General features: G+C 64.4%; 26 protein-coding genes and 1 pseudogene. 14 read left to right on the top strand and 13 right to left on the bottom strand.

Annotated features, from left to right (window positions below):
- Positions 1–11: 11 nt before the first annotated feature.
- From mnmG to hemJ, 4 genes are all read right to left on the bottom strand, one after another.
- Positions 12–1,892: a tRNA uridine-5-carboxymethylaminomethyl(34) synthesis enzyme MnmG gene (gene mnmG, locus NLM15_RS01205; protein ID WP_254114829.1), complete on the bottom strand. Its 1,881-nt coding sequence runs from the start codon at positions 1,890–1,892 to the stop codon at positions 12–14.
- A gap of 611 nt (positions 1,893–2,503) precedes the next feature.
- A complete protein-coding gene (gene mnmE, locus NLM15_RS01200) occupies positions 2,504–3,859 on the bottom strand; it encodes a tRNA uridine-5-carboxymethylaminomethyl(34) synthesis GTPase MnmE (protein WP_254114828.1) in 1,356 nt (451 codons plus the stop codon).
- Positions 3,860–4,173: 314 nt separating this feature from the next.
- Complete coding sequence (gene rho, locus NLM15_RS01195) at positions 4,174–5,439, bottom strand: transcription termination factor Rho (protein ID WP_166811593.1); 1,266 nt, start codon at positions 5,437–5,439, stop codon at positions 4,174–4,176.
- Positions 5,440–5,685: 246 nt separating this feature from the next.
- Positions 5,686–6,120, bottom strand: coding sequence for a protoporphyrinogen oxidase HemJ (hemJ, locus tag NLM15_RS01190; RefSeq protein ID WP_254114827.1), 435 nt, complete (start codon positions 6,118–6,120; stop codon positions 5,686–5,688).
- A 459-nt stretch (positions 6,121–6,579) separates the two neighbouring features.
- Between hemJ and NLM15_RS01185 the strand changes: the two genes are divergently transcribed.
- The 4 genes from NLM15_RS01185 to dnaQ are packed head-to-tail and all read left to right on the top strand — an operon-like array spanning position 6,580 to position 9,405.
- Entirely contained in the window at positions 6,580–7,419 is an 840-nt protein-coding gene (locus NLM15_RS01185) for a pyruvate, water dikinase regulatory protein (RefSeq protein WP_254114826.1), read from the top strand.
- A gap of 8 nt (positions 7,420–7,427) precedes the next feature.
- The gene (locus NLM15_RS01180; protein ID WP_254114825.1) at positions 7,428–8,036 is read left to right on the top strand and encodes a Maf family protein; all 609 of its coding nucleotides are present in this window, start codon (positions 7,428–7,430) and stop codon (positions 8,034–8,036) included.
- 23 nt (positions 8,037–8,059) lie between these two features.
- The gene (gene coaE / locus NLM15_RS01175; RefSeq protein ID WP_254114824.1) at positions 8,060–8,659 is read left to right on the top strand and encodes a dephospho-CoA kinase; all 600 of its coding nucleotides are present in this window, start codon (positions 8,060–8,062) and stop codon (positions 8,657–8,659) included.
- A 29-nt stretch (positions 8,660–8,688) separates the two neighbouring features.
- Positions 8,689–9,405, top strand: coding sequence for a DNA polymerase III subunit epsilon (dnaQ, locus tag NLM15_RS01170; RefSeq protein WP_254114823.1), 717 nt, complete (start codon positions 8,689–8,691; stop codon positions 9,403–9,405).
- Here the strand turns inward: dnaQ and secB are convergent.
- Positions 9,402–9,890 (bottom strand): protein-export chaperone SecB, encoded by a 489-nt coding sequence (gene secB / locus NLM15_RS01165; RefSeq protein ID WP_254114822.1) that lies wholly within the window; start codon positions 9,888–9,890, stop codon positions 9,402–9,404. The genes dnaQ and secB overlap by 4 nt on opposite strands.
- Positions 9,891–10,307: 417 nt before the next feature.
- On the opposite strand from secB, the gene NLM15_RS01160 reads away from it, so the two are divergent.
- From NLM15_RS01160 to NLM15_RS01150, 3 genes are read left to right on the top strand one after another with little or no spacing between them, the layout of a single operon-like run.
- Positions 10,308–11,015 (top strand): Tim44/TimA family putative adaptor protein, encoded by a 708-nt coding sequence (locus NLM15_RS01160; RefSeq protein ID WP_254114821.1) that lies wholly within the window; start codon positions 10,308–10,310, stop codon positions 11,013–11,015.
- On the top strand, positions 10,993–12,552 hold the full coding sequence (locus NLM15_RS01155) for a murein transglycosylase A (RefSeq protein WP_254114820.1): 1,560 nt from the start codon (positions 10,993–10,995) through the stop codon (positions 12,550–12,552). Before NLM15_RS01160 ends, NLM15_RS01155 begins: the two co-directional genes overlap by 23 nt.
- Positions 12,549–13,139, top strand: a complete 591-nt coding sequence (locus NLM15_RS01150; RefSeq protein ID WP_254114819.1) for a Smr/MutS family protein — start codon at positions 12,549–12,551, stop codon at positions 13,137–13,139. The genes NLM15_RS01155 and NLM15_RS01150 overlap by 4 nt, the downstream gene beginning before the upstream one ends.
- Here NLM15_RS01150 and NLM15_RS01145 read toward each other — a convergent pair.
- The 5 genes from NLM15_RS01145 to hslV form a co-directional block, all read right to left on the bottom strand.
- Positions 13,136–14,260, bottom strand: a complete 1,125-nt coding sequence (locus NLM15_RS01145) for a hypothetical protein (RefSeq protein WP_254114818.1) — start codon at positions 14,258–14,260, stop codon at positions 13,136–13,138. The genes NLM15_RS01150 and NLM15_RS01145 overlap by 4 nt on opposite strands.
- 221 nt (positions 14,261–14,481) lie before the next feature.
- Complete coding sequence (gene hslU, locus NLM15_RS01140) at positions 14,482–15,786, bottom strand: ATP-dependent protease ATPase subunit HslU (protein ID WP_254114817.1); 1,305 nt, start codon at positions 15,784–15,786, stop codon at positions 14,482–14,484.
- A 52-nt stretch (positions 15,787–15,838) separates the two neighbouring features.
- Positions 15,839–16,471 (bottom strand): DUF2585 domain-containing protein, encoded by a 633-nt coding sequence (locus NLM15_RS01135; protein WP_254114816.1) that lies wholly within the window; start codon positions 16,469–16,471, stop codon positions 15,839–15,841.
- A complete protein-coding gene (locus NLM15_RS01130; RefSeq protein WP_254114815.1) occupies positions 16,468–16,953 on the bottom strand; it encodes a GNAT family N-acetyltransferase in 486 nt (161 codons plus the stop codon). Before NLM15_RS01130 ends, NLM15_RS01135 begins: the two co-directional genes overlap by 4 nt.
- Positions 16,954–16,956: 3 nt before the next feature.
- A complete protein-coding gene (gene hslV / locus NLM15_RS01125) occupies positions 16,957–17,517 on the bottom strand; it encodes an ATP-dependent protease subunit HslV (protein WP_254114814.1) in 561 nt (186 codons plus the stop codon).
- Positions 17,518–17,708: 191 nt separating this feature from the next.
- Here hslV and hisB point away from each other — a divergent pair, with 191 nt between their 5' ends.
- The 7 genes from hisB (at position 17,709) to coaA (ending at position 22,446) form a co-directional block, all read left to right on the top strand.
- Positions 17,709–18,302, top strand: coding sequence for an imidazoleglycerol-phosphate dehydratase HisB (gene hisB, locus NLM15_RS01120; RefSeq protein ID WP_254114813.1), 594 nt, complete (start codon positions 17,709–17,711; stop codon positions 18,300–18,302).
- Positions 18,303–18,365: 63 nt separating this feature from the next.
- Positions 18,366–18,896 carry a DUF2628 domain-containing protein gene (locus NLM15_RS01115; protein ID WP_254114812.1) on the top strand — a complete coding sequence of 177 codons (531 nt, stop codon included), beginning with the start codon at positions 18,366–18,368 and terminating at the stop codon, positions 18,894–18,896.
- Complete coding sequence (gene hisH, locus NLM15_RS01110; RefSeq protein WP_254114811.1) at positions 18,893–19,543, top strand: imidazole glycerol phosphate synthase subunit HisH; 651 nt, start codon at positions 18,893–18,895, stop codon at positions 19,541–19,543. Before NLM15_RS01115 ends, hisH begins: the two co-directional genes overlap by 4 nt.
- Entirely contained in the window at positions 19,531–20,277 is a 747-nt protein-coding gene (gene hisA / locus NLM15_RS01105) for a 1-(5-phosphoribosyl)-5-[(5-phosphoribosylamino)methylideneamino]imidazole-4-carboxamide isomerase (RefSeq protein ID WP_254114810.1), read from the top strand. Before hisH ends, hisA begins: the two co-directional genes overlap by 13 nt.
- A gap of 3 nt (positions 20,278–20,280) precedes the next feature.
- Entirely contained in the window at positions 20,281–21,054 is a 774-nt protein-coding gene (gene hisF / locus NLM15_RS01100) for an imidazole glycerol phosphate synthase subunit HisF (protein WP_254114809.1), read from the top strand.
- A gap of 89 nt (positions 21,055–21,143) precedes the next feature.
- On the top strand, positions 21,144–21,464 hold the full coding sequence (locus tag NLM15_RS01095; RefSeq protein ID WP_254114808.1) for a phosphoribosyl-ATP diphosphatase: 321 nt from the start codon (positions 21,144–21,146) through the stop codon (positions 21,462–21,464).
- 25 nt (positions 21,465–21,489) lie between these two features.
- Complete coding sequence (gene coaA / locus NLM15_RS01090) at positions 21,490–22,446, top strand: type I pantothenate kinase (protein ID WP_254114807.1); 957 nt, start codon at positions 21,490–21,492, stop codon at positions 22,444–22,446.
- 135 nt (positions 22,447–22,581) lie between these two features.
- Here coaA and NLM15_RS01085 read toward each other — a convergent pair whose 3' ends face one another.
- The 3 genes and pseudogenes from NLM15_RS01085 to NLM15_RS01075 all read right to left on the bottom strand — a co-directional run.
- A complete protein-coding gene (locus tag NLM15_RS01085) occupies positions 22,582–24,807 on the bottom strand; it encodes an ATP-binding protein (protein ID WP_254114806.1) in 2,226 nt (741 codons plus the stop codon).
- Positions 24,808–24,932: 125 nt separating this feature from the next.
- Positions 24,933–25,406: a hypothetical protein gene (locus NLM15_RS01080; RefSeq protein WP_254114805.1), complete on the bottom strand. Its 474-nt coding sequence runs from the start codon at positions 25,404–25,406 to the stop codon at positions 24,933–24,935.
- A 120-nt stretch (positions 25,407–25,526) separates the two neighbouring features.
- Positions 25,527–26,435 (bottom strand): annotated as a pseudogene (locus NLM15_RS01075) (YifB family Mg chelatase-like AAA ATPase); the annotation flags it as partial.
- Positions 26,436–26,549: the final 114 nt, after the last annotated feature.

Here is a 26,549-nt window from a genome sequence, read left to right as displayed (position 1 = left end):
ACGTGAAACGCCTATGCGATTGCCTTGGAGGTCTTTCGAGCTTCGCGGCGGAGATAGGCCGCGAGAATGCCGAGCGCTGCCGGCGTCATTCCATCGATCCGGCCGGCCTGGCCGACCGTGAACGGGCGCGCCTTCTCCAGCTTCGCCCGCACCTCATTGGAGAGACCCGGCACGAGCTGGTAGTCGACTTCGGAAAGCACCATGCCCTCGTCCCGCCTGAAGGCTTCGACGTCGGCGCTCTGGCGCTCCAGATAGACGTCGTACTTGGCATCGATCTCGAGATGGGTCGCGATCACAGGATCAATGGCGGACAGCTCCGGCCAGATCGCACGGACCTGGTCCCAGCCGATGTCCGGATAGGCCATCAGCTCGAACGCCGACCGGCGCTGACCATCCCGGTTCAGTGACAGTCCGTGCTTGATCGCCTCGTTCGGGGTGATGGTGAGGGACTTCGAGAGTACCCGGGCCGCGTTCAGGGCATCCATCTTAGCCCGGTGATGCCGGGTTCGGGCGGTCCCGACACACCCCAAAGCGATGCCCTTCTCGGTCAGACGCTGGTCGGCGTTGTCGGCCCGAAGCGTCAGCCGGTACTCGGCCCTGGAGGTGAACATCCGATAGGGCTCGCTGATGCCGCGGGTGACGAGATCGTCGATCATCACCCCGAGATAGCCGTCCGCACGGTCGAACACGGTCAGCGCGGCGCCGCTTGCCGCCAGCGCAGCATTCAGACCGGCCACGATGCCCTGACCGGCCGCTTCCTCATATCCCGTCGTGCCATTGATCTGCCCGGCCAGGAACAGACCGCGCAGACGCTTGGTCTGGAGGGTCGGATCAAGCTCACGGGGATCGATGTGGTCGTACTCGATGGCATAGCCCGGGCGGACCATCTTCACCCGCTCAAGGCCGGGGATGCTGGCGAGGATGGCAAGCTGGACCTCCTCCGGCAGCGAGGTCGAGATACCGTTGGGATAGACCGTGCTGTCGTCGAGCCCTTCCGGCTCCAGGAAGATCTGATGGCCGTCGCGGTCGCCGAACCGGACGATCTTGTCCTCGATAGAGGGGCAATAGCGCGGCCCGGAGCTCTTGATCTGGCCGGAGTACATCGGGGAGCGATGGACGTTGGCCCGGATCACCTCGTGGGTGGCGGGCGTGGTGCGGGTGATCCCGCACTGGATCTGCGGGGTCGTGATCCGCTCGGTCATCACCGAGAACGGCTCCGGCGGCTCGTCTCCGGGCTGCATCTCGACCGCGGACCAGTCGATCGTGGTGCCATCCAGACGGGGCGGCGTGCCGGTCTTGAGCCGACCAAGAGTGAAGCCGGCACGTTCAAAGGAGCTGGAAAGGCCCATCGCGGGGGCCTCACCGACCCGGCCGGCGGGCCAATTCTTCTCTCCGAGATGGATCAAACCGCGGAGAAAGGTACCGGTGGTGATGACAACGGCCCCTGCCCAAAGCTCCCGGCCGCCGGCCAGGCGCAGTCCGGTCACCCTTCCCTCGACAACGATCAGCTCGTCGGCCTCGCCTTCAATGACGGAAAGACCTTCGGTCGCGGTGATCGCTGCCTGCATCGCCGCTGCATAAAGCTTCCGATCGGCTTGGGCGCGCGGACCGCGCACAGCAGGCCCCTTCCGGCGGTTGAGGACACGAAACTGGATGCCACCGGCATCACCAACCCGGCCCATCAGACCGTCGAGAGCATCAACTTCACGGACCAGATGACCCTTGCCGAGACCTCCGATAGCGGGGTTGCAGGACATCGCGCCGATGGTGGAGAAGCGGTGCGTCACCAGAGCAGTCGTCGCGCCCATGCGGGCAGACGCAGCCGCGGCCTCACAGCCGGCGTGGCCGCCGCCAATGACGATGACGTCAAAACTCTCGCGCTCTGTTCGCATGAGCGGACTTCTATCTCAGCGGCGGTAAAGCCGGAAGTGGAAACTGGGAGGCGGGTGTTTCACGTGAAACGGGGCGAGGTGGGGCCTAGAACGCATTTCCGCGAAAACAACCCCATGCACAGTAGGAAGAGAGTTGAAGAAGCTGCTGTTTCCCGGGGGAGCAAAGTGGGCGCACAGGCTGCGTTTCACGTGAAACAGTGTAGGTCGACGCGAAGAGGCAAGAGGCTCCGCTCTTGGTGTAGCGTCCACCATAGCGAGGGATCGAACGTGGCGGAGCCTCACCTAGTCATTGGAGCGGAGCGAAGCAATTCAGCATCCCACCCGGGCGACAGTCTGGATCGCTTCGCGGTAAGAGCTCTTCGCAATGACGAGTTTGGGGCTTGGGCGCTCCTCTAAATCCCCTACTGCTCCGGTGCGCCAATGCGGAGCCCGGATGGAGCGAAGCGAAATCCGCGGGCCCGTCAGGTCGGCGCAAGCGGACCCGGATTACGCTTCGCTCCATCCGGGCTAGGAGGGATCGAATCTGTTTCACGTGAAACAAGATGGAACCCCGGTTCCCCGTTTCACGTGAAGCAGCAAGGATTGGAACAAGCGCTAGTTCTACATTGAAGCTACTTTCCGATGCAGAATTTCTGGAAGATGGCGCCAAGGACGTCCTCGACGTCCACCCGGCCGAGCAACCGGCCCAGGGCATAAGCGGCAGCACGCAGCTCTTCGGCGGCGAGCTCTTCGCCCTCTTCTACAAGGTCCAGACTCCGGCGCAAACTGCCTGCCGCGCGGCTCAACAGATCGCGCTGGCGAGCCCGGGTCACCACGGCGCCTTCGCTGGCTCCAAAAAATTCGGCGGCGAATGTCACGAGAGCCTCGACCAGCTCGGCGATGCCATCGCCCCGGCTCGCCGAGATCCCGAACTCGCCGTGCGAACCGGAACCCCCGGCCCCGCCAAGGTCGATCTTGTTGCGCACAATCCAGACCTGGCCAATGGACCCGACGCGGTCGCCGAATTTCCGAAGTGACTGCAGCGCGTCCGGATCGGTCGCTTGCTCCGCGTCGACCAGCCACAGCACGAGGTCCGCGTCTTCGGCTCGCGCCCGCGCCCGGCGCACCCCCTCCTGCTCCACGGGATCGTCGGTCTCGCGAATGCCGGCGGTGTCGATGATCGTAACCGGATAGCCATCGAGATCGAGCTGCACTTCGATGACGTCACGCGTCGTGCCGGCGTGTGGCGAGACAATCGCGACATCGCGGCGCGCCAGCTGATTGATCAGCGTGGACTTGCCGACATTCGGCTCCCCCGCAATCGCAACCACGAGGCCGTCGCGGAGGCGTTCAGAATGTCCCTGTGCCGCAAGGACTTTTGTAATTTCATCGTGCAGCGCCTTGATCGCCTTGACCGCAGGCGCCATCAATTCCGCGGGCACATCGCCCTCGTCCGAAAAATCGATGCCGGCCTCGATCAAGGCCGAGGCTTCGATGATGCGCTCGCGCCAGTCGCGCGCGCGATTGCCGAGCAAGCCCTGCAACTGGCGGAGCGCCTGGCGGCGCTGGCGATCGGTGTCGGCGTGAATGAGATCGTCGAGGCCTTCGGCTTCGGTGAGGTCGAGCTTGCCGTTCTCGAACGCCCGCCGCGTGAACTCGCCGGGCTCGGCCGCGCGCGTATTCGGAATTTGCGAAATAGCGGCGAGGAGCGCCGCCAGTACCGCGCGGCCACCATGGACATGGAATTCGGCGACGTCCTCACCGGTGGCGCTTGCCGGCCCCGGAAACCAGAGCACCACCGCGTCATCGAGCGGCTGGTTCGCACTATCGCGGAGCAGCCGGCGGCTGGCCTGTCTCGGCGCCGGGCGCTCGCCTGCGAGCGTCGCCAACGCCAGTCCGGCCTGCGACCCGGACACGCGCACCACCGCGATCGCGCTTGGCGCACGGCCCGACGACAGCGCGAAGATGGTCTGGTCTCGCGGATGCATGGCCTATTTGTCCGGCTGCGGGCGAAAAGGCAAACACCCCGGTTTTCAGACGGAGATCCCAATTTGTTGCGTTGGAGCCCGCGGCAAGGCCTATATTGCGTTGCAACATACTTGCAGAATTTTGCTGCAAAATTCCCCCGCCGATAACCTATCGGCGCAACCCATATCGGGTTTTACGTAAGCAGGTCAGAGGCTTGAGGGATATCAGGATCCGCGCTGCCAGCAGGCTCCCATGCTGCACTATGGCTGCAGCAAAGCTGCACAAACGAAAAAGGGCGCCCGAAGGCGCCCTCTGATCGTTTGCTGCAACACACTCAGGTGTTCATCGAGTCGAAGAACTCCGAATTGCTCTTGGTCGAGCGCAGCTTGTCGAGCAGGAAGTCGATCGCGTCCATCGTGCCCATCGGGTTGAGGATGCGGCGGAGCACGTACATCTTCTTGAGCACCTGCGGATCGGTGATGAGCTCCTCCTTGCGGGTGCCGGAGCGCGAGATGTCGATCGCCGGGAAGGTGCGCTTGTCCGAGACCTTGCGGTCCAGGATCAGTTCCGAGTTACCGGTGCCCTTGAACTCTTCGAAGATGACTTCGTCCATGCGGCTGCCGGTATCGACCAGCGCGGTCGCGATGATGGTCAGCGAGCCGCCCTCCTCGATGTTGCGGGCGGCACCGAAGAAGCGCTTGGGACGCTGGAGCGCGTTGGCGTCGACACCGCCGGTGAGCACCTTGCCGGATGACGGCACCACGGTGTTGTAGGCGCGGCCGAGGCGCGTGATCGAATCGAGCAGGATCACGACGTCGCGGCCATGCTCGACCAAGCGCTTGGCTTTCTCGATCACCATCTCGGCGACCTGGACGTGACGCACCGCCGGCTCGTCGAAGGTCGACGACACGACCTCGCCCTTCACCGAGCGCTGCATGTCCGTGACTTCTTCCGGACGCTCGTCGATCAGAAGCACGATCAGATAGCATTCGGGATGATTGTGCGTGATCGAGTGCGCGATGTTCTGCATCAGCACGGTTTTACCGGTCCGCGGCGGCGCGACGATCAGCGCTCGCTGGCCCTTGCCGATCGGGGCGACGATGTCGATCACCCTTGCAGAAAGGTCTTTCCGCGTCGGATCGTCGATTTCCATGCGGAATCGCTGATTCGGAAACAGCGGCGTGAGGTTGTCGAAATTGACCTTGTGCTTGGCCTTTTCCGGGTCCTCGAAATTGAGCGTGTTGACCTTCAGCAGCGCGAAGTAGCGCTCGCCCTCTTTCGGGCTGCGAATGTGGCCTTCGATGGTGTCGCCGGTGCGCAGGCCGAAACGGCGGATCTGCGAGGGCGAAACGTAGATGTCGTCCGGGCCCGGCAGATAATTCGCATCGGGCGAGCGGAGGAAGCCGAAACCGTCGGAGAGCACTTCGACGACGCCTTCACCGACGATGTCGGTCTCGGCGAGCGCAAGCTGCTTCAGGATGGCAAACAACAGCTCCTGCTTGCGCATGGTGCTGGCATTCTCGACCCCATTCTCTTCCGCGAACGAGACGAGCTCGGCCGGCGTCTTCGACTTGAGGTCCTGGAGTTTAATTTCCCGCATTGGGGTGGTCCTGTGGGGTAACCTTGGGAGGGGGTGCGAGGAGGCTCTGAAATGCGGACGTGAGAAGGTAAGGTCCGCAGGTCTGGCAAGGTGAGCGCCGGTGAGGCTTAAACCTGATGCGGTGTCCGGCCTCTGGAAAGCTCAGACAAAACCACATCCGCCTGCGTTGGGTGGGATGTCGCCAATATAGAAAATCGCTTCCCACTCCGCAAGCCGAAGCGCTGAGCGATTCATCGCGGGCCTTGCCTAGAACGGCTTCACGATCACCATGATGACGATGAAAATCATCAGAACAGTCGGCACCTCATTGATAATCCGATAGAATTTCTGGCTCCGGGGGCGTCGGTCGGCCGCAAAGTCCTTGAGCCAGCGTGCAAAAAAGCCGTGGACCGCGGACATCGCCAGGACCAGTGCCAGTTTTGCGTGCAGCCAGCCGAAAGAGAACCAGTGACCGGCCCAGGCAAGATAGAGCCCGGCGAGCCATGTGACGATCATGGCGGGGTTGATGATCGCCTTGAGCAGCCGGCGTTCCATCACCTTGAACGTTTCCGACTGTTTTGAGCCGATTTCGGCCTCGGAGTGATAAACGAACAGTCGTGGCAGATAGAGCATGCCCGCCATCCAGGAGATGACGGCGATCACATGCAGCGCCTTGATCCAGAGATAGACGTCTTCGAACATTTCCTGCGTCCGGATTTCCGCCCAGCGCGGGGAACGCTGGGGATAGTAAGAACTCGTTAAGGTCTTACCCTGCACACATATCCGTCCGTAGTGCCTTCCTCAAATCTAGAATCTTAGATTCTTAAGGTTTGAGTCTATGTGACCGTGGATTGGACTCACGCAATTCCGTCCGCACGTTGACGCGCGCTTGTACACATCCATCAACATAATCCCGACCGATCTGGCGATTTCCGATAAATCGGCCAGCTTCAAAGGCTTGCGCGTTTCTGTCGGCAGCTTATCAAGGCGGTTGTCCGCGCAATCCCGCTTCCCTCCCGGCGGGCGGCCGGACTTGTTCTGACGGGCAGCGGTGTGAAGAAAATCGGCACTTGTCCCGCCCCTGGTGTCGCACATCCCTTTCCGAGGGGTTAAGGTCCACAGAAATCCACAAACCACCCCGCCTTCATACAAAGGGCTTTTGTGCCGACCTCGAACAATTATTTCCATCTGCACCTCGTCTCCGACTCCACCGGTGAGACGCTGATCACGGTCGCACGCGCCGTCGCCGCGCAGTACGCCAACGTAACCCCGGTCGAGCATGTCTATCCGCTGGTGCGCAGCCAGAAGCAGCTCGACCGCGTCCTCGACGAGATCGAGGAAGCGCCGGGAATCGTGCTGTTCACGCTGCTGGAGAAGGATCTGGTCTCCAGGCTCGAGGACAAGTGCAAGGAGATCAATGTTCCGAGCCTGTCGATCATCGGCCCGGTGATGCAGTTGTTCGAGGCGTATCTCGGCGCTGCGACCACCGGCCGCGTCGGCGCCCAGCATGTCCTCAATGCAGAATATTTCAAGCGCATCGACGCGCTGAACTACACGATGATCCATGACGACGGCCAGCATGTCGAAGGCCTCGACGATGCCGACGTGGTGCTCGTCGGCGTCTCACGCACCTCCAAGACACCAACGTCGATTTACCTGGCCAATCGCGGCATCCGCACCGCCAACGTGCCGCTGGTTCCAGGCATTCCGGTGCCGGCGCAATTGGAGACTCTGACGCGGCCGCTCGTGGTGAGCCTGCATGCGACGCCGGAACGCCTGATCCAGGTGCGCCAGAACCGCCTGCTCTCGATGGGTGCCGACTCCAGCAGCGACACCTATACCGACAGGCAAGCGGTCGCCGACGAGGTCGCGTTCGCGCGCAAGCTGAGCGCCAAGCACGATTGGCCGCTGCTCGACGTCACGCGGCGATCGATCGAGGAAACCGCCGCGGCGATCATGAAGCTCTACAGTGATCGCCAGCGCAACCGGCCCGCGGAATAGTTTCGGCGATGTCTCTCTGGCGCGGCGAAACTCCGTTGATCCTGGCCTCGCAGAGCAGCGCGCGAAAGATGCTGCTGGCCAGTGCCGGACTGGAGTTCAAGGCGATCACGGCCGATATCGACGAGCGTGGCATTCAGGCCGCCTCAAATCTTTCGGGTCCGCATGACATCGCCCTGCTGCTGGCGCGTGAAAAGGCCAGGGCAGTCTCGGCGGGGCATCCGGGAAGCTATGTGATCGGTGCCGACCAGACGCTGGCTCTGGGCGAGCGTCTTTTCAACAAGCCCGCGGGCCGCGCACAGGCGATGGCGCAATTGCGCGACCTTGCCGGCAAAAGCCACGAGCTGAATTCCGCGGTCGCCGTGGCGCGAGACGGCGAAATTGTTTTCGAGCATGTTTCGGTGGCCCGCATGACCATGCGGCCGATGACCGAGACGGAGCTTTCAGCCTATCTCGACGCCGCCGGCGATGCGGTGACGACTAGCGTCGGCGCCTATCAGCTCGAAGGTCTCGGCAGCCATCTGTTCGAGCGCATCGAAGGTGACCATTTCACCATTCTCGGACTGCCGCTGCTGCCGCTGCTTGCGTTCCTGCGGCGCGAACGGCTAGTTGCGGTGTAAATGACAGAGATGGCTGGGCGCTGATGCGGATCCTTGGACTGACCGGCTCGATCGGCATGGGAAAATCCACCACCGCGAAATTGTTCGCGGAGGCCGGCGTTCCCGTCTACGACGCCGATGCTGCCGTTCACCAGCTCTACGAGGGCGAGGCCGCGCCCGCGATCGAGGCCGCCTTCCCCGGCACCACCGCGAACGGCAAGGTCGATCGGCCAAAACTGTCCGCGCGCGTCGTGCATGACCCGGCGGCCATCAAGCAGCTCGAGCAGATTGTCCATCCGATGCTCGGCGCCTCCCGGCAAAAATTCTTCGCCGATGCGGAAGCAGCCGAGGCGCCCGTCGTGGTCCTGGATATCCCGCTGCTGTTCGAAACCGGCGGCGAGAAGCGGGTCGATGCCGTGGTCGTGGTGTCGACCTCGCCGGAACTCCAGCGCAAGCGTGTTCTGGAACGTGGCACGATGGATGAGGCCAAGCTCGATGCCATCATCGCCAAGCAGACGCCGGATGCCGAGAAGCGCAAGCGGGCCGATTTCGTAGTGGATACGTCACACGGACTTGAACCGGTGCGCGCCCAAATCACGCACATCCTGGCCGAGGTCGTTAAGATGCCGCAGCGGCGAGCCTGATTCGCCGCTCCCACACGGCGTCCCCAATCATGCGTGAAATCGTTCTCGACACCGAAACCACCGGCCTCGATCCGCTCCGCGGCGATCGGCTGGTCGAAATCGGCTGCGTCGAGATTTTCAACCGCATGCCGACGGGTCAGACGTATCACGTCTATATCAACCCCGAACGCGACATGCCGGCGGAAGCCTTTGCGGTGCACGGGCTGTCGGCGGAATTCCTGTCGACCAAGCCGCTGTTCCACGAGGTCGCCGATGCGTTTCTGGAGTTCATCGGCGATGCGCCGCTGGTGATCCACAACGCTTCGTTCGATATCGGCTTCATCAATGCCGAGCTCGACAAGATCAAGCGCGCGGCGGTCCCGCGTGAGCGGCTGGTCGACACCCTGCTGCTGGCGCGGCGCAAGCATCCCGGCGTGTCGAACCGGCTCGACGATCTCTGCTCGCGCTATTCGATCGACAATTCACACCGCACCAAGCACGGCGCGCTGCTCGACGCCGAGCTGCTCGCCGAAGTCTATGTCGATCTGGTCGGGGCACGGCAGTCGCAGCTGCTCTTGGCGTCGGATGCCGAGGACATCAGAGTCACTGCTGCTGGCGATACGCCGCGGCGGCAGCGGACCGTGCCGCTCGCGCCGCGGATTTCCGATGCCGAGCGCGAGGCCCACCGGGCCTTCATCGCGACGCTCGGCGACAAGGCGATCTGGAACGAGTTCCTGCCCGCTCCAGTCGCCCCTCCGGCTGGTTAGGCCTGACCGGTCTGTCCGCCCTGGGCGGCCATTTGCCGCTCCATGTTCTGACGATAGAGACCGACGAAGTCGACCGGGTCCAGCATCAGCGGCGGGAACCCACCGTCGCGCACCGCCGTCGCGATGATCTCACGGGCGAACGGGAACAGCAGGCGCGGGCATTCGATCATGACCAGCGGATGCAGATTCTCCTTCGGCACGTTGGTGATGCGGAACACGCCGGCATAAGCGAGCTCGAACGAGAACATGATCTTGCCAGCGGTCTCGGCCTTGCCCTCGACCGACAGCGTCACCTCGAACTCGGTATCACTGAGGTTGTTGGCGCTGACATTGATCTGGATGTTGATCTGGGGCGGCTGGCCCTGCTGCTGGAGCGAGCTGGGCGCGTTCGGATTTTCGAACGAAAGGTCCTTGGTGTACTGCGCCAGCACGTTGAGCTGGGGAGCCTGGGCCGCCTCGGGAGGGGTGCCGTTACCGTTGGTCATCGAAGTCTCTCCTTACCCGATTGGGGCTGAATTTCGCGGCGGTTGGCTAACATAGGGCCGCCTCGTTCCACAAGGACGAACGGTCCCGGACGGGGATCCGGACCACGCCCACAATTGTGACGTTCAATCCGGCCCCCTGGCGAAATCACACGTTAAACGATTGAAGATGCGCGATTTCCGGCCAGGATCGGGTTTCCCCTTAAGCATAAAACGCGCTACACTCGGCGCTGTGCCAAAAGGCGCCATTGGCCGGGCAAGATTTCGTGCCTACATCCCACGGACCAGACCCGCGGATCCAAAAATGGTGATGTAGACTTGCCGTTCCCGTATGGAACGGTCTGCTGGCCGGATTGATTTTCCCGGCGACGACCTCTTCGAGACGACCCCTTATAGAGAAGACCAGAAAGCGAATTCGACGTGGACATCTACACCATCATCTTCCTGGCGCTGGCGGTCTTTATCTTTCTGAGGCTTCGCAGCGTGCTGGGGCAGCGGACGGGCAACGAGCGGCCGCCGTTCGACCGCACCGCCGCCCGCAATGCGCTGGGGGGTGCCCAGGACAAGAACGTCGTGACCATGCCAGGCAAGGTGATCGACCAGGCCCCGCTGGCGCCGACGGCTGACCCGACCCCGCCCTCCGATCGCTGGAAGGGCCTGACCGAGCCGGGCTCCGCGCTCGCCCAGGGTCTCGACGCCATCGTCGATAAAGATTCCACCTTCGACCCGCGCCATTTCATCTCGGGGGCCCGCGGCGCCTATGAGATGATCGTGCTGGCCTTTGCCAATGGCGATCGCCGTGCGCTGCGCGACCTGCTGTCGTCGGAGGTCTATGAGAGCTTCGACGCTGCCATCAAGGAACGCGAGAAGAACGAGCAGAAGACCGAGACGCGCTTCGTCTCGATCGACAAGGCCGAGCTCGTCGGCGCCGAGCTGCGCGACCGCACGGCCCAGCTCACCATCCGCTTCGTCTCGCAGATGATCTCGGCCACCCGCGACAAGACCGGTAACATCGTCGACGGCAGCGCCGACACGGTGGCCGACATCACCGACATCTGGACGTTCGCCCGCGACATCACCTCTCGCGATCCAAACTGGAAGCTGGTTGGCACCGGAAGCGCGAATTAAGATTTTCCTCAAGAACAGCGCGACGGCGCTTTGCGCAGGTGTCGTCGTGCTGTCGTCGTTTTCGCTCGGCGCCGAGGCGGCGCGGCGTCACTATCGCAGCCATCACCATCATCGCCCGGAACTGCCCGCCGCACCGCCGCGGGCGTTGCCCTATCCGCAGCTTCCCCTGCCGTTCGAGGTCCCCGGTGCGCAATATCTGCCGCTGGCCTGGGCGGACGTGAAGGGCTGGAGCGACGACAATCATCTCGCCGCCTACAAGACGTTCCGCGCCAGTTGCCGGACGATCAACGCGCAGACCGGGGCGCCTGAGCCGAAAGCGCTTGGCGCCTCGCTGAACGAACCCTGCCGCGCCGCCAAGTCGCTCGAGCTCACCGACGACGCCAAGGCCAGGACGTTCTTCGAGGAGAATTTCGCGCCGCTGCGAATCTCGCGTCTCGGCGAGCCCGACGGTTTCGTCACGGGCTATTACGAGCCGGTGCTGGAGGGATCGCGCACGCAGACCGAGGTCTTCAATGTGCCGGTCTATCGCCGGCCCTCGAACCTGTTTGTGCGCGGTTACAAGCAGGACTCGGTCAGCCTGCCCAACAAGGGCCCGGTCTACCGCAAGATCGGCCGCCGCAAGCTCGTGCCTTATTATGACCGCGGCGAGATCGAGGACGGCAAGATCGCCGGCCGGGGACTGGAGATCGCCTGGCTGAAGGACCCGACCGATCTGCTGTTCGCCCAGATCCAGGGCTCGGCGCGGATCAAGTTCGAGGACGGCGGCACGGTCCGGCTCAATTACGATGCCTATAACGGCTATCCCTACACCGCCGTCGGTCGCGTCCTGATCGAGCGCGGCATCATTCCGAAGGAAGAGATGTCGATGCAGAAGATCAGGGAGTGGATGGCGCAGAATCCTGACGGCGCCAAGGACCTGCGGCGCCAGAACCGCTCCTACATCTTCTTCCGCGAGGTCAATCTCTCCGACAAGGACGAGGCGGTGGGCGCGCAAGGCATTCCGCTGACGGCCGGCCGCTCGATCGCGGTCGACAAGTCGCTGCATGTGTACGGCACGCCGTTCTTCATCGAGGGCGAGCTGCCGATCGATTCCGAGCGCTCGAAGACGCCGTTCCACCGGCTGATGATCGCGCAGGACACCGGTTCGGCCATCATCGGGCCCGCGCGCGCCGATCTCTATTTCGGCGCCGGCGCGGATGCCGGCCGCGTGTCCGGGCGGCTGCGCCATCCCATGCACTTTGTCATGCTGGTGCCGAAGGGCCTTGATCCCTCCGTGCGCGGCGCAAGGCTGCCGGTGCCTGATCCGCGTCCCTCGGAAAAAATCGCAAAACTGTTTCCGCAGACCGATCCCGCGAAGAACGCTGCGGCGAAGCCAGCTGAATCCGGCAAGGCTGGCGCGGCTCCGCCCGCCGTGCCACAAGCCAACGACGCCACCGTTGCGGTGGCAAGCCCGGTGCCGTTGCCGGAGCCGCGTCCCAACATCAAGCCCGACCGCGAACAGCGCAAGCGCGTGAATCGTCGTTCCGACCAGCAATGAAGCGATCGTCCCGCCCGCCCGTGCTGGAGCCTCGTCCCTCGCCGCGCCGCCGCGCGCTGACCGAGGAAGAGCGCGAGTTGTGGGACCTCGTCGCAAAACAAGTGAAGCCGCTGAGGAAGCATCGCGTGGCAAAAGCGCATGCCTTGCCGCGCGCCGAGCCTTCACCCGCCGTACCAGCGCCGCGACCTGCGCCCTCGTCCCGTCCGATTGCCGCTGCGCCGGCGCCACGCGCTGCAAAACCGGCGATGCCGCCCCTGGCGCCGCTCGGCAAGCGCGAGCGCACAAAATTGTCGCGCGGCCGTAGCGAGATCGAGGCGCGGCTCGATCTGCACGGCATGACCCAGATGCGCGCCCATCGCGCGCTCACCGGCTTCCTGCACCGGGCTCATCACGACGGCCTGACCTTCGTGCTCGTCATCACCGGCAAGGGCCGCAGCGGCGGCGAAAGCGGCGTGCTGCGTCGCCAGGTGCCGGAATGGCTGAGCCTGCCGGAATTCCGCACCTTCGTCGTCGGCTTCGAGGAGGCCGCCATCGGCCATGGCGGCGAGGGCGCGCTTTATGTCCGGATTCGCCGGGCGAGATTTTAAAACGGCCGGACGATTCCGACGCGTGGGATCAAGGTGATGATCAGGCCGAAGATGTTTGTCTTCTGATCTTCCGCCGGGATCAGCGGCATGTCCCGCGCGGCGGGGAGCATCTTGACCGCATGCAGGATCAGGAACATGCAGACCGCCCAGTTCGAGATCCAGCGCGAATAGTCGAACACCATCGCGAACATCACGAGATAGGCCAGGCTGACGCCGATCAGCGCGGCGACGACGAGGCGCCGGTGCATGTCGTTTGCGAGCGCGCCGATCAGGCCAGCGAAATAGCGCCAGAGCGGCGTGTGCAGCCAGATCAGCAGGGCAAACACCGGCACGCCGAGGATGTTGTGCGGCAGGCGGCCCCAGGTGTCGGAAACTTCCTTCGCCAGCGGCTGGTACCAGATGTAGGCGAATTGCAGCAGATCGGTCCGCGCCGGATCTGCCATCCGGGTCTTCAGGTAGGCCACGAAATCCGCTTCGGGGATCGGCATCGTTCCCCAAAATTGCGCGGCGAAGAACAACGCGCTCACGCACAGCAGCGCGGCCAAACCGAACGCGGCGTTCGTTCTGGTCATGCCGCAGGCGAGGTAGTGCCGGATCACGACGATGGTGATGATCGTCGGCACGTACATCAGCAGATGAATGTGGTGGATCAGCACGAGGACGATCGAGAACAGCGCGGCCAAAGCCACGAACAGCAACGAGCCGGCCGGCATCAGCAGCAGGACGAGCGCGAGTGCGCAGCCATAGATGTCGAAATGGCCGAGCGTGTGCATGAAGTTCTTGAGGAAGAACGGCGAGCCCGCGATGAAGACGAACAGCGGCAACGTCTTTGCGGTGAAGCCGAACGTTTTTTGGAACAGCCTGACGAACAGCCCCAGCGTCACCAGCCACGCCGCCCCGCCGAGCGCGAACACGAACCAGACCGGCACCTTGTTCGTGAACAGCGCTATGATCGCCCCGATCAGCGCGCGCTTGATGAAGCCGAAATGGTAGTCGACGAGAAGGTGGATGTAGGGGACGTAAGGCGGCAGCTGGATCTTGTGAACGAGCACGCCGACGATGACCGCCGCGTTGATCGCGAGCAGGATGCGCCAGGGATTCTTCTGGATTCGAGCGATCACGCCACACCCGAGCTGGCGCGATCTATCTCCGCCGTCGTCCCGGACAAGCGAGCACAGCGAGCGCAGATCCGGGACCCATAACCACAGGAAGTTGTTTGAGTCGGGATCAGAGCCGCCATCTGTTTCAACAAGGACCGCTGGTGGTTATGGGTCCCCGCGCCCGTGCGCAATTGCGCACCAGGCGGGAACGCCGGCCCGCTAGATAGCTGACCCCGGCTGAATTACAAAATGAACCGGCTCAAATCCGCGTTCTTGGCGAGGTCACCGACGTGCTTCTGCACGAAGTCCGCATCGACCCGGACGGTCTCGCCGCTGCGGTCGGGTGCGGTGAAGGAGATCTCGTCCAGCACCCGCTCCATCACGGTCTGGAGCCGCCGCGCGCCGATGTTCTCGACGGTGGAATTGACGGCGACCGCGACGTCGGCCAGCGCGTCGACGGCGCTGTCGGTGATGTCGAGCGTCACGCCCTCGGTCTGCATCAGGGCGACATATTGCTTGATCAGCGAGGCTTCGGGCTCGGTCAGGATGCGGCGCATGTCGTCGCGGGTCAGCGCCTGCAACTCGACGCGGATCGGCAGGCGGCCCTGCAATTCCGGCAACAGGTCGGACGGCTTTGCGACATGGAAGGCGCCGGAGGCGATGAACAGGATGTGGTCGGTCTTCACCGCGCCGTGCTTGGTCGAGACCGTGGTGCCCTCGATCAGCGGCAGCAGATCGCGCTGCACGCCCTCGCGCGAGACGTCGCCGCCGACCCGGCCGTCGCGGGCGCAGATCTTGTCGATCTCGTCCAGGAACACGATGCCGTTGTTCTCGACCGCGTTGATCGCCTCCAGCGTGAGCTGCTCGGTATCCAGCAGCTTGTCGGATTCCTCGTTGACGAGGATCTCGTGCGAGCTCTCCACCGTCAGTCGCCGCGTCTTGCTGCGGCCACCCAGCTTGCCGAAGATGTCACCGATCGAGACCGCACCCATCTGCGCGCCGGGCATGCCCGGGATCTCGAACATCGGCATGCCGCCGCCCGAGGACTGCGTCTCGATCTCGATTTCCTTGTCGTTGAGCTCGCCGGCGCGCAGCTTCTTGCGGAACGATTCGCGCGTTGCCTGGCTGGAATTGGCGCCGACCAGCGCGTCGAGCACGCGCTCCTCGGCAGCGAGCTGCGCGCGCGCCTGCACGTCCTTGCGCTTGCGCTCACGCACCTGGGCGATCGCGACCTCGACGAGATCGCGCACGATCTGCTCGACGTCGCGGCCGACATAGCCGACCTCGGTGAATTTCGTCGCTTCCACCTTCAGGAACGGCGCATTGGCGAGTTTTGCCAATCGTCGCGCAATTTCCGTCTTGCCCACCCCGGTGGGGCCGATCATCAAGATATTCTTCGGCAGCACTTCTTCGCGCAGGGAGCCGGAGAGCTGCTGCCGGCGCCAGCGGTTGCGCAGCGCGATCGAGACGGCGCGCTTGGCGTCGGCCTGGCCGACGATGAAACGGTCGAGTTCGGAGACGATTTCGCGGGGAGAGAAGTCTGTCATGGGACCTTAGCTAGGGTCAGATGCGGGTCGGGACAAGCCGGTTTTTTTGCCGTCAGATGATCGGCGGTCCGGATTGCCATTGTTTCACGGCGTCGATCGGATGGATCAGCATCAGGATATTGAGCGTCAGATTGTCGCGAATGTGGAGCGCCAGCATGATTTCGAAGGCGAGCCCGAGCACGACGGTCAATGTTACGGGCAGCACGCGCGCAGCGAGGAACCCCAGCATCATGAACAGCGTGTCCGAGACCGAATTGACGATGCTGTCGCCGTAATAATCCAGCGAGATCGTGCCCGCGCGGTAGCGCTCGATGATGAACGGCGAGTTCTCGACGATCTCCCAGGCGCCTTCGATCAGCATCGCGATGATCAGCCGCGCCGGCCAGGACAAGCTTGGAAGAGGCAACCGCAGGAACGGCAGGCGCGCGAATAGCAGCCAGGTCAATCCGTAGAACAGGAAGCCGTGCAGGACGTGCGAGAAGGTGTACCAGTCGGCGATGTGCTGCGAATTCTCCGAGCTGTTCACCACGCCGTGCCACAGCTTGATGGTGCCGCAGGTGCAGATCGGCACGCGGCCCATCGCCAGCAGGATCGAGGCCTGCAGCGCCAGCAGCAGCAGCGCAATGCCGACCCAGGCGAGCGGCGGTACGGCGACCTTGCTCTCGTGCGTGCTTGTCAGCGTCACGGCTCGCGCACCATCAGCAGCGCAGGCCCGTCCGGCGTCTCGACCATGCGGTCGCGGACGAAGCCGGCCTTCTCATAGGCGCGCACGGCACGTGCGTTGAGCGGATCCGGATCGGTGACGATGCGCGGCAGGCCCTGCCGCAACCGCTCGCCGACGAACTGGCGGATGAACGCGGAGCCGTGGCCGCGCGCGATCATGTCGCTTTCGCCGATGAACTGGTCGATCCCACGGGTGCCCTCCGGTTGCGGCCCAAAGCCGGTATTCCAGGCTGTCAGGCGATAGCATTGAAGATAACCGAACGGCCGGGTGCCGGCCAACACGATGAACTGGTCCATCGCGGGCTCAACGAGATCGCCGCTGACGAGCGCAAACTGCTCGTCGGGATCGCCCCACCATTCCTGCACCTGCGCTTCGCCCAGCCACCGCCGCACCAGCGGCAAATCGGCCGCAGTCATCGGGCGGAAGGCGTAGTCGGGCGCCATGGCCTAGCCGCTCGCCAGGCTCTCGATGGTCAGGTTGCGGTTGGTGTAGACGCAGATGTCGGCGGCGATGTCGAGGGAGCGGCGGACGATGGTCTCGGCATCCTTGTCGGTGTCGAGCAGGGCCCGCGCGGCCGCCAGCGCGTAATTGCCGCCGGAGCCGATCGCCATGACCCCGGCCTCGGGCTCCAGCACGTCGCCGGTGCCTGTCAGCACCAGGGAGACATCCTTGTCGGCCACGATCATCATGGCCTCCAGCCGCCGCAGATAACGGTCGGTCCGCCAGTCCTTGGCCAGCTCGACCGCGGCCCGGGTCAATTGCCCCGGATATTGCTCGAGTTTGGACTCCAACCGCTCAAAGAGCGTGAAGGCGTCGGCCGTGGCGCCGGCAAAGCCGCCGATGACGTCGCCCCTGCCGAGCTTTCGCACCTTCTTGGCGTTGGACTTGATCACGGTCTGGCCGATCGAGACCTGGCCGTCGCCGCCGACCACCACCTTGCCGCCCTTGCGGACCGTCAAAATCGTGGTGCCGTGCCAGCCCGGCGCGCTGTTCTGGGAATCCTGCATCAAATACCTCGTTGTCAGGCCTGATTTAGGCGGTCGGGGCCGACCGTACAACGGGCCGCTCCGGGCCCAATTTCGCTCACCATAGGCAGAAGTAGAGGCCCGGCCAGCCGTTCCCGCAGTAGCGAAGGCGTCATTTGGCTGTTAAAAGACCGGCGTTTTCGGCCCCAAGCTAGGATGGAAGCCAGATTTCAATGCGCACCGCGACGATCAAGCGCAAGACCAAGGAAACCGACATCGAGGTCACCGTGAACCTCGATGGTACCGGCGTGGCCAATATCGCGACCGGCATCGGCTTTTTCGACCATATGCTCGATCTCCTCGCCCGCCATTCCCGCATCGACCTCACGGTCAAGGCGGTTGGCGACCTGCACATTGATTATCACCATACCACCGAAGACACCGGCATCGCGCTTGGCCAGGCGGTCAAGCAGGCGCTCGGCAACATGGCGGGCATCACCCGCTATGCCGGCGTGCACATGCCCATGGACGAGACGCTGTCGCGCGTGGTCATCGACATCTCGGGCCGCCCGTTCCTGGTGTTCAAGGCCGACTTTCCCCGCGACAAGATCGGCGAGTTCGACACCGAGCTGGTGCGCGAATGGTTCCAGGCCTTCGCCATGAACGCCGGCGTGACTCTCCACGTCGAGACCTTATATGGCGATAACAGCCACCATATCGCCGAGTCCTGCTTCAAGGGATTGGCGCGGGCGCTGCGCACCGCCGTCGCGATCGACCCTAAGGCGGCGGGTGAGATCCCGTCCACCAAGGGCTCGCTCGGCGGCTGACGTCTCGACCCGGCGGCACGCGCCGCTTGCGGTATCACTGAATTTAGAGAACGGGGCATCACCATGCCTGTCTACACAGTTCACGCTCCCTCCCCTGCTGGAGCCGATCTGCGCGCGACCGACAAGTTCGTTTTCGTGCGCGACGGCTTCCATTTCTGGGCGATGATCTTCGGCCCGTTCTGGCTGCTCTGGAACAGGCTCTGGCTGGCGCTGATCGGCTGGCTGATTTTCCTCGCTGCGTTCGATGCGGGGCTGCACAGCCTCGGCGTTGGCCGTAGTGCGATCTTCTTTGCCAACATGATCGTCGCGCTCTTGATGGGCTTTGAGGCCTCGAGCCTCCGCCGTTGGACGCTGTCGCGCGGAAAATGGCGGCAGCTCGATGTCGTCGTCGCGGACGACGAGGATACCGCCGAGCGCCGCTTCTTCGAGCGCTGGAGCCAGAAGCAGCAAGGCATCGTCAACGATCAATGGGCCGTCGATCGCGGTGGTCCGCCGCCGACCCGCAGCGTGCCGGGTCAGCAATTCTCGAACCCGCCGCCATTGCCGGCCGGCGGCATCATTGGATTGTTTCCGGAACCGGGAGGGTCAAGGTGAGCGTCGCCATCATCGATTACGGTTCCGGTAATCTGCATTCCGCCGCCAAGGCGTTCGAGCGCGCCGCGCGCAGCCTGGAGACTGCGCAGAAGGTCTTCGTCACCAGCGATCCGGATCAGGCGTACAGCGCCGACCGTCTGGTGCTGCCGGGCGTCGGCGCCTTTGCCGATTGCCGGCGCGGTCTCGACGCCGTCAATGGCATGGTCGAGGCGATCACCGAAGCGGTGCGCGTCAAGGCGCGGCCCTTCTTTGGTATCTGCGTCGGCATGCAGCTGATGGCGAGCCGCGGCAAGGAGCATGTCACGACGGACGGCCTGAACTGGATCGGCGGCGACGTCGAGAAGATCACGCCGCGCGACGAGAGCCTGAAGATCCCGCACATGGGCTGGAACACGCTCGACATGCTGCGCGAGCATCCGGTGCTGAACAAGCTGCCGCTCGGCCCCAGGGGCCAGCACGCTTATTTCGTGCACTCCTACCACCTCAACGCTGCCAACGAGGCGGACGTGCTCGCGCGTGCCGACTACGGCGGGCCCGTCACCGCGATCGTCGCGAAGGACACCGCCATCGGCACCCAATTCCACCCCGAGAAGAGCCAGCGTTTCGGCCTGGCCCTGATCTCGAACTTTTTGCGATGGAAACCGTGATTCTCTTTCCGGCGATCGACCTCAAGAACGGCCAGTGCGTGCGCCTCGAGCAAGGCGACATGGCGCGCGCGACCGTGTTCAACCTCAATCCCGCGGCGCAGGCGCAGAGCTTCGTCGAGCAGGGCTTTGAATATCTCCACGTCGTCGATCTCGACGGCGCCTTTGCCGGCAAGCCGGTGAATGCGCAGGCGGTCGAGGCGATGCTCAAGACGATCAAGATCCCGGTGCAGCTCGGCGGCGGCATTCGCGATCTCGCCACCGTCGAAGCCTGGCTCGACAAGGGCATCAGCCGCGTCATCATCGGCACCGCCGCGGTGCGCGACCCTGAACTGGTGAAGGCAGCTGCAAGGAAATTTCCCGGCCGCGTCGCGGTCGGGCTCGACGCGCGCGACGGCAAGGTCGCCGTCGAAGGCTGGGCCGAGACCTCGCAGGTGACGGTGCTCGAGATCGCACAGCGTTTCGAGGATGCCGGCGTCGCCGCCATCATCTTCACCGACATCGCGCGCGACGGCCTGCTGAAGGGACTGAATCTCGACGCGACCATTGCGCTGGCAGACAGCATCTCCATTCCCGTGATCGCCTCCGGCGGCCTCGCCTCGATCGACGACGTCAAGGCGATGCTGACGCCGCGGGCGAAAAAGCTCGCCGGCGCGATCGCGGGCCGTGCGCTGTATGACGGCCGGCTCGATCCGGCCGCCGCCCTCACCTTGATCCGCGACGCGCGCAGGAGCTGACAGATGTTCAAGGTGCGCGTGATCCCCTGCCTCGACGTCAAGGACGGACGGGTCGTCAAGGGCGTCAACTTCGTGGATCTGCGCGACGCCGGCGATCCCGTCGAGGCGGCGATCGCCTATGACGCGGCCGGTGCCGACGAGCTCACCTTCCTCGACATCACCGCGACCCATGAGAACCGCGGCATCATGCTGGACGTGGTCCGGCGCACGGCGGAGGCCTGCTTCATGCCCGTGACCGTCGGCGGCGGCGTGCGCAAGGTTGAAGACATCAAGACGCTCCTGCGTGCCGGCGCCGACAAGGTCTCGATCAACAGCGCCGCGGTGTCGCGGCGCGAGTTCGTCAAGGAAGCCGCCGAGAAGTTCGGCGAGCAGTGCGTGGTGGTCGCGATCGACGCCAAGCGGGTGAAGCGGCCGGGCGGCGACCGCTGGGAGATATTCACCCATGGCGGACGCAACTCGACCGGCATCGATGCCATCGAATATGCCCAGGAAGTGGTCTCGCTTGGCGCTGGTGAAATTCTGCTCACCTCCATGGACCGCGACGGGACCCGGCAGGGCTTTGACATCCCGCTGACCCGGGCGATCGCCGACAGCGTTCCCGTCCCCGTGATCGCCTCGGGCGGCGTCGGCAATCTCGATCATCTCGTCGACGGCATCCGCGACGGCCACGCCACGGCCGTGCTCGCCGCCTCGATCTTCCATTTCGGCGAATTCACCATCCGCGAAGCCAAGGAGCACATGGCCCGGCGCGGACTGGCCATGCGCCTCGATGCCTGACGACTCCCGATCATAAAAATGCTACACAGGCTGACGGGGAATGGCCTCCGTGGCCAAAGTGCTGCCAAGCGTGTTTCTGAGTAATTCCGATGCCGCGTTTCACGATCCACGATCTGGCCGAGACCATCGACGCCCGCGCGGCGGCCGGCGGTGAAGCGTCCTATACCCGCAAGCTCCTGGACAAGGGCGCCGAGCATTGCGCCAAGAAGTTCGGTGAGGAAGCAGTCGAAACCGTAATCGCAGCAGTCGAAAACGATCGCGCGCATCTGATCGCCGAGAGTGCCGACCTGCTCTACCACTTCCTTGTGCTGCTCAAGGCGCGAGGCGTAAAGCTGGAAGAGGTCGAGGCCGCGCTGGACAAGCGGACCTCGATGTCAGGGTTGGAAGAGAAAGCTTCGCGTAAGGGCTAGTACGCCCCAACGGAAAGGTCGCGTCATGGATATCCGCGCACCCGAGCAGCAGTATAATCCGTACCGCGTCTATACGCGCGAGCAATGGTCGCGACTGCGTGACGACACGCCAATGACCTTGGAGCCGGGCGAGTTCGACCGGCTGCGCTCACTGCACGATCGCCTGGACTTGCAGGAGGTCGAGGACATTTATCTGCCGCTGTCGCGCCTCCTCTCGATCTATGTCGATGCGATGCAGCGCCTGTATTACGCGGAGCGCCAGTTCCTCGACATCCGCGATCGCAAGGTGCCCTACATCATCGGCGTCGCCGGCTCGGTCGCGGTCGGAAAATCGACCACCGCCCGCGTGCTCCAGGCGCTGCTGGCGCGCTGGTCGCCGCGCCCGAAGGTCGAGCTGATCACCACGGACGGATTTCTGTATCCCAACGCCGTGCTCGAGCGGCAGGGCATCATGCAGAAGAAGGGTTTTCCCGAGAGCTATGATCTGCCGCTGCTGCTCGGCTTTCTCTCCGACATCAAGTCCGGCCGCCGTCATGTGCGCGCGCCGGTCTATTCGCATCTGACCTACGACATCGTGCCAAACCAGTGGGCCGAGGTCGACCAGCCCGACATCCTGATCGTCGAGGGCGTCAACGTGCTGCAAACCGGCAAGCTGCCGCGCGACGGCAAGGCGGTCCCCGTCGTCTCCGACTTCTTCGATTTCTCGGTCTATATCGACGCCGACGAGGCGGCGCTGCGGCAATGGTACATCAAGCGCTTCCTGGCGCTGCGTGACACCGCGTTCACCAATCCAAAATCCTACTTCAACCGCTATGCGCTGTTGTCGGACGAGGAAGCCACCGCCACCGCGATCGCGATCTGGGAGCGCACCAACCTCGCCAATCTCGAGGACAACATCCTGCCGACCCGCCCCCGCGCGACACTGATCCTTAAGAAGGGCGCGGACCATACTGTGGCGAGCGTGGCGCTGCGAAGGCTGTAGCTTCGTAGGGTGGGTTAGCCCTGCGACTGCGCAAAGCGCAGTTCGCACGGCGTAACCCACCATGCTTCCGCAATTGCGGAGCGAAGTTGGTGGATTACGCTTCGCTAATCCACCCTACGGCAGCGTCGATTGCAGCTACACCGCCAGATGCCGTGACGCCGCGAGCCCGGCCAGTGCCTCGTCCAGCTTCTCGCGATCGAGCGGCTTGATCAGAAATCCGTTCATGCCGGCCTCGAAACAGGCATAGCGATCCTCCACCAGCGTGTTGGCGGTGAGCGCCAGGATCGGCGTGTGGTGGCCGCCGGTGGCGGCCTCATGGGCGCGGATGCGTTTGGTCGCCTCGATGCCGTCGAGCTGCGGCATCTGGATGTCCATCAGCACGAGGTCATAGGGCGTGCCGGCCGATGATGCCGCAAGCCAGGATTCCAGTGCGGCCGCGCCCTGGACGGCGATAACGACGCGGTGCCCCAGTTTGGTCAGCAGCGAGCGCATCAGCAGCGCGTTGATCTCATTATCCTCCGCAACGAGGATCGACAGGCCTTTCACCGGTACCGCGCTGGCGGAGTCAGCCGGCGGCTCCGGCGCGAGCTCGGGCGAGGCGACCTCCGGGGTCTGCGCGAGGCGTGCGGCGAGCGAGGCCGCGCGCAGCGGCTTCACCAGGAAGCCGGTAAAGGTCGGCGAAAGCTTCTCATGGCGCGAGCTCGACGTCAGCAGCACGAGCCGCTGCAGCGCATGCGTGCGGGCCGTCTCGCCGAGATGGTCGGCAATGGCAGGACCGATCGCACGATCGATCAGCACGGCATGCCATGAGCGTTCCGGCAGCAGCGCTTCGGCGACGGCCGCATCCGCGACCATGCAGGCCTGGCCGCCCCAGCGCTCCAGGCGCCGCGCGATCAGCGAGGCCTCGATGCCGTCGGCGATCAGGAGGATCGACTTGCCGGTGAGATCGGGGCTTGGGAACGCCGTCTGTCCCGCGCCGGTTTGCGATGGTGCAAGCGGGAGCGCGACCTCGAAGGTCGAGCCCTTACCCGGCTCGCTCTCCAGGGTGATGCGGCCGCCCATGCGCTTGACGATGCGTTCGCTGATCGGAAGGCCGAGCCCGGTGCCGCCATAGGTACGGGCGATGCGTTCGTCGGCCTGCTCGAACTCGCGGAAGATGCGTGTCCGCGCTTCGGCTGCGATGCCGATGCCGGTGTCGCGGACGAGGAAGCTGATCTCGTTCGGCCAGATGCCGGGTTCGACGATCAGCGCGACGCCGCCGCTCGCGGTGAACTTGATGGCGTTGCCGGCGAGGTTGAGCAGCACCTGGCGCAGCCGCGCGGCATCGCCGACCACCTCGAGCGGCAGGCGCTCGTCGACATAGGCGGCGATCTCCAGCTTCTTTGCCTGCGCCCGCGGCGCGAGCAGCTCGGTGATCTCCTCGATCAGGGTCGAGAGCGCGAAGGGGCGCTGCTCGAGATCGAGCTTGCCGGCTTCGATCTTGGAATAGTCGAGCAGCTCCTCGATCAGTGCCATCAGTGCCTCGCCGGAGGTTTTCACCGCCCTGGCATAGGTCGTCTGCTCCGGCGTCAGCGTGGTGTCGAGCAAGAGGCCGCCCATGCCGATGATGCCGTTGAGCGGCGTGCGGATCTCGTGCGAGGCCATCGCCAGGAAGCGCGACTTGGCACGGTTGGCGGCATCGGCCTGGTCGCGCGCGTCCGACAGCGCGCGCTCGGTCTCGGTGCGGTCGGTGACGTCGCGTCCGACGCTCTGCAATTCGGCGGGCTGGCCGGCATCGAGCCGGACATAACCTTCGCGCCAGGCGATCCAGCGCGCGCCGAGCGGGGTTGCGATCTTCTGGTCGTGGACGCGCGTGCCGCTGCTTTCGCGGGCGCCGTCGCCCTGTTCCAGCACGTCGAAATCGAAGCGCGTGCCGACCAACGCGCCGCGCGCCTGTCCTGCGAGTGCGCAATAGGCGTCGTTGGCGAAGTTGATGCGGCCCTGATGGTCGCGCAGCACGATCAAATCGCCCTGCTGTTCGAACAGGCTGCGGGCGCGTTCTTCCGCTTCCTTCAGCTCCCAATTGCGGTCGATCAGCGCTTCGTTGTGGGCGGCCAGCGTGCGCATCCGCTTGTTGACGAAGCGCAGCCGCATACTGAGCGTGGCGAGGCCGAGGCAGGCGAGCGCGAACAGGAAGCTCGCGCCGATTGCGAATGCGTTGGGATCGTAGCCGGAATTCTCGGACCGGCTGCCCGAGACGAAACCATAGGCGGCGCCGAACGTCGCCGAGAAGATCATGAAGGAGCGGATCGCGAAGGCGATGCGGGGATGCTGTCGCCTGAAGCGGCGCATGCGCACCTTGATCCGGAACGTCCGACCCATCGCCACCGACCCCGATTCTTGTCCGAAACCCCACCGCCGCTGCGTGCGACGATGTCTCGCCGACCTTGCGAACAGCTTGAGGCTTTGGTTCGGCCTCCAAACAGGGTTAGCGAGGTCTTAATGCGTCAGAGCGAGGCGGCCTGGAGCGGGAGCGGGCGGTGGCCGCCATGGGCGCCGACGATCAGCGCGGCCGCTTCGCGCTGCGAGAACGTCTTCGAGCGCACATAGATGCGATAATCGGCCGGGCCGTCGGTGGAAAGATAAATGACCGGGCCGCCGTCGACCGGCTGCGCGGCAATCGTGATGAGGCGCGTCGCCGGATTGGCCTGGCAGGAGTCGGGCTCGGAGCCGAGACCGTCGTCCACGACCGCGAAGTCTGCCTCGTCGGCATCGTCGGTGATCCGGACCCGCACCGTGGCCCGCGACGGATCGTCGGTGAAGGCGACATGGACGCCGGCGGTCCAGAACAGGGATGTGAGCTCGACCGAGGTGTCGCCCAGCGCGATGCAGGGATGCGAGACCGATCCGATCTCGCCGCGCGCGAACACCGCGGCCGCGAGCAGGGGAACAACCGAAGCCAGGATCTTGAAACGCAACATGACACGCTACTCGCCACGCCCGAGTGAACTGCTCTTGGGAACTCGCTTACGAGCTCTTGGGCCGTATGGTTTGCAGAGCGTAAAGGAAACTCGTTACCGCCGGGTTGACGCGCGAAGCGGTCACGCCAACTGGCGCACATCCTCCGCGAGTGCGCGGTAGGACAGCGCTTCGGCGAGATGCAGCCGGCCGATCTTGTCGGCGCCGTCGAGATCGGCCAGCGTGCGCGCCACCCGCAGCACGCGGTGATAGCCGCGCGCTGACAGCCGCATGGTCTCGGCGGCATCGCGCAGCAATTTCTGGCCCTGCGCATCCGGCCTTGCGATCTCTTCCAACACCGAGGCCGGCGCCTCGGCATTGGTGCGGATCTGCGGCAGGCCCGCATCCGCGTAACGCGCGAGCTGGATGTCGCGCGCCGCCGCCACGCGCGCGGCGACTTCGGCCGAGCCTTCCGCCGGCGGCGGCAGGATCAGGTCGGCCGCGGTCACCGCGGGCACCTCGATGCGCAAATCGATGCGGTCCATCAGCGGACCGGAGATGCGCGCCTGGTAATCGCCGGTGCAGCGGTCGATGCGGCCGCGCTTGCAGGCATAGCCGGGTTCGAACGCGTTGCCGCAGCGGCAGGGATTCATCGCCGCGACCAGCATGAAGCGCGCAGGATATGTCACGCGATGATTGGCGCGGGAGACGGAGACCTCGCCGTTCTCCAGCGGCTGGCGCAGCGAATCCAGCACGCGCGGATCGAATTCCGGCAGCTCGTCGAGAAACAGCACACCCTGATGCGCGAGCGAGATCTCGCCGGGCTTGGCGCGCATGCCGCCGCCGGTGAGCGCGGCCATGCTCGCAGAGTGATGCGGCGAGCGGAACGGCCGTCGCGCGGTCAGCGCACCGCCCTCGATCTCGCCGGCCACGGAGGCGATCATCGAGACTTCGAGCAGTTCGCCCGGCGACAGCGGCGGCAAGATCGAGGGCAGGCGCGCCGCCAGCATCGACTTGCCGGCACCGGGCGCACCGATCATCAGCAAATGATTTCGTCAATGGCAAAGCGGTAGTTGAACAGTCATTCCCGCTTCTGGAAGATCACCAGCATTCCGTTGTCTGACCAGAAGGCTTGCTTGGAACTCGTAACTCTTCAGAGCAGGGTC

It is taken from the genome of Bradyrhizobium sp. CCGB20 (assembly GCF_024199855.1).
In the GTDB taxonomy this organism is placed as follows: Bacteria; Pseudomonadota; Alphaproteobacteria; order Rhizobiales; family Xanthobacteraceae; genus Bradyrhizobium.
Note: the sequence above shows the minus strand (reverse complement) of the source record. Positions and strands in the feature narration are given on the sequence as shown.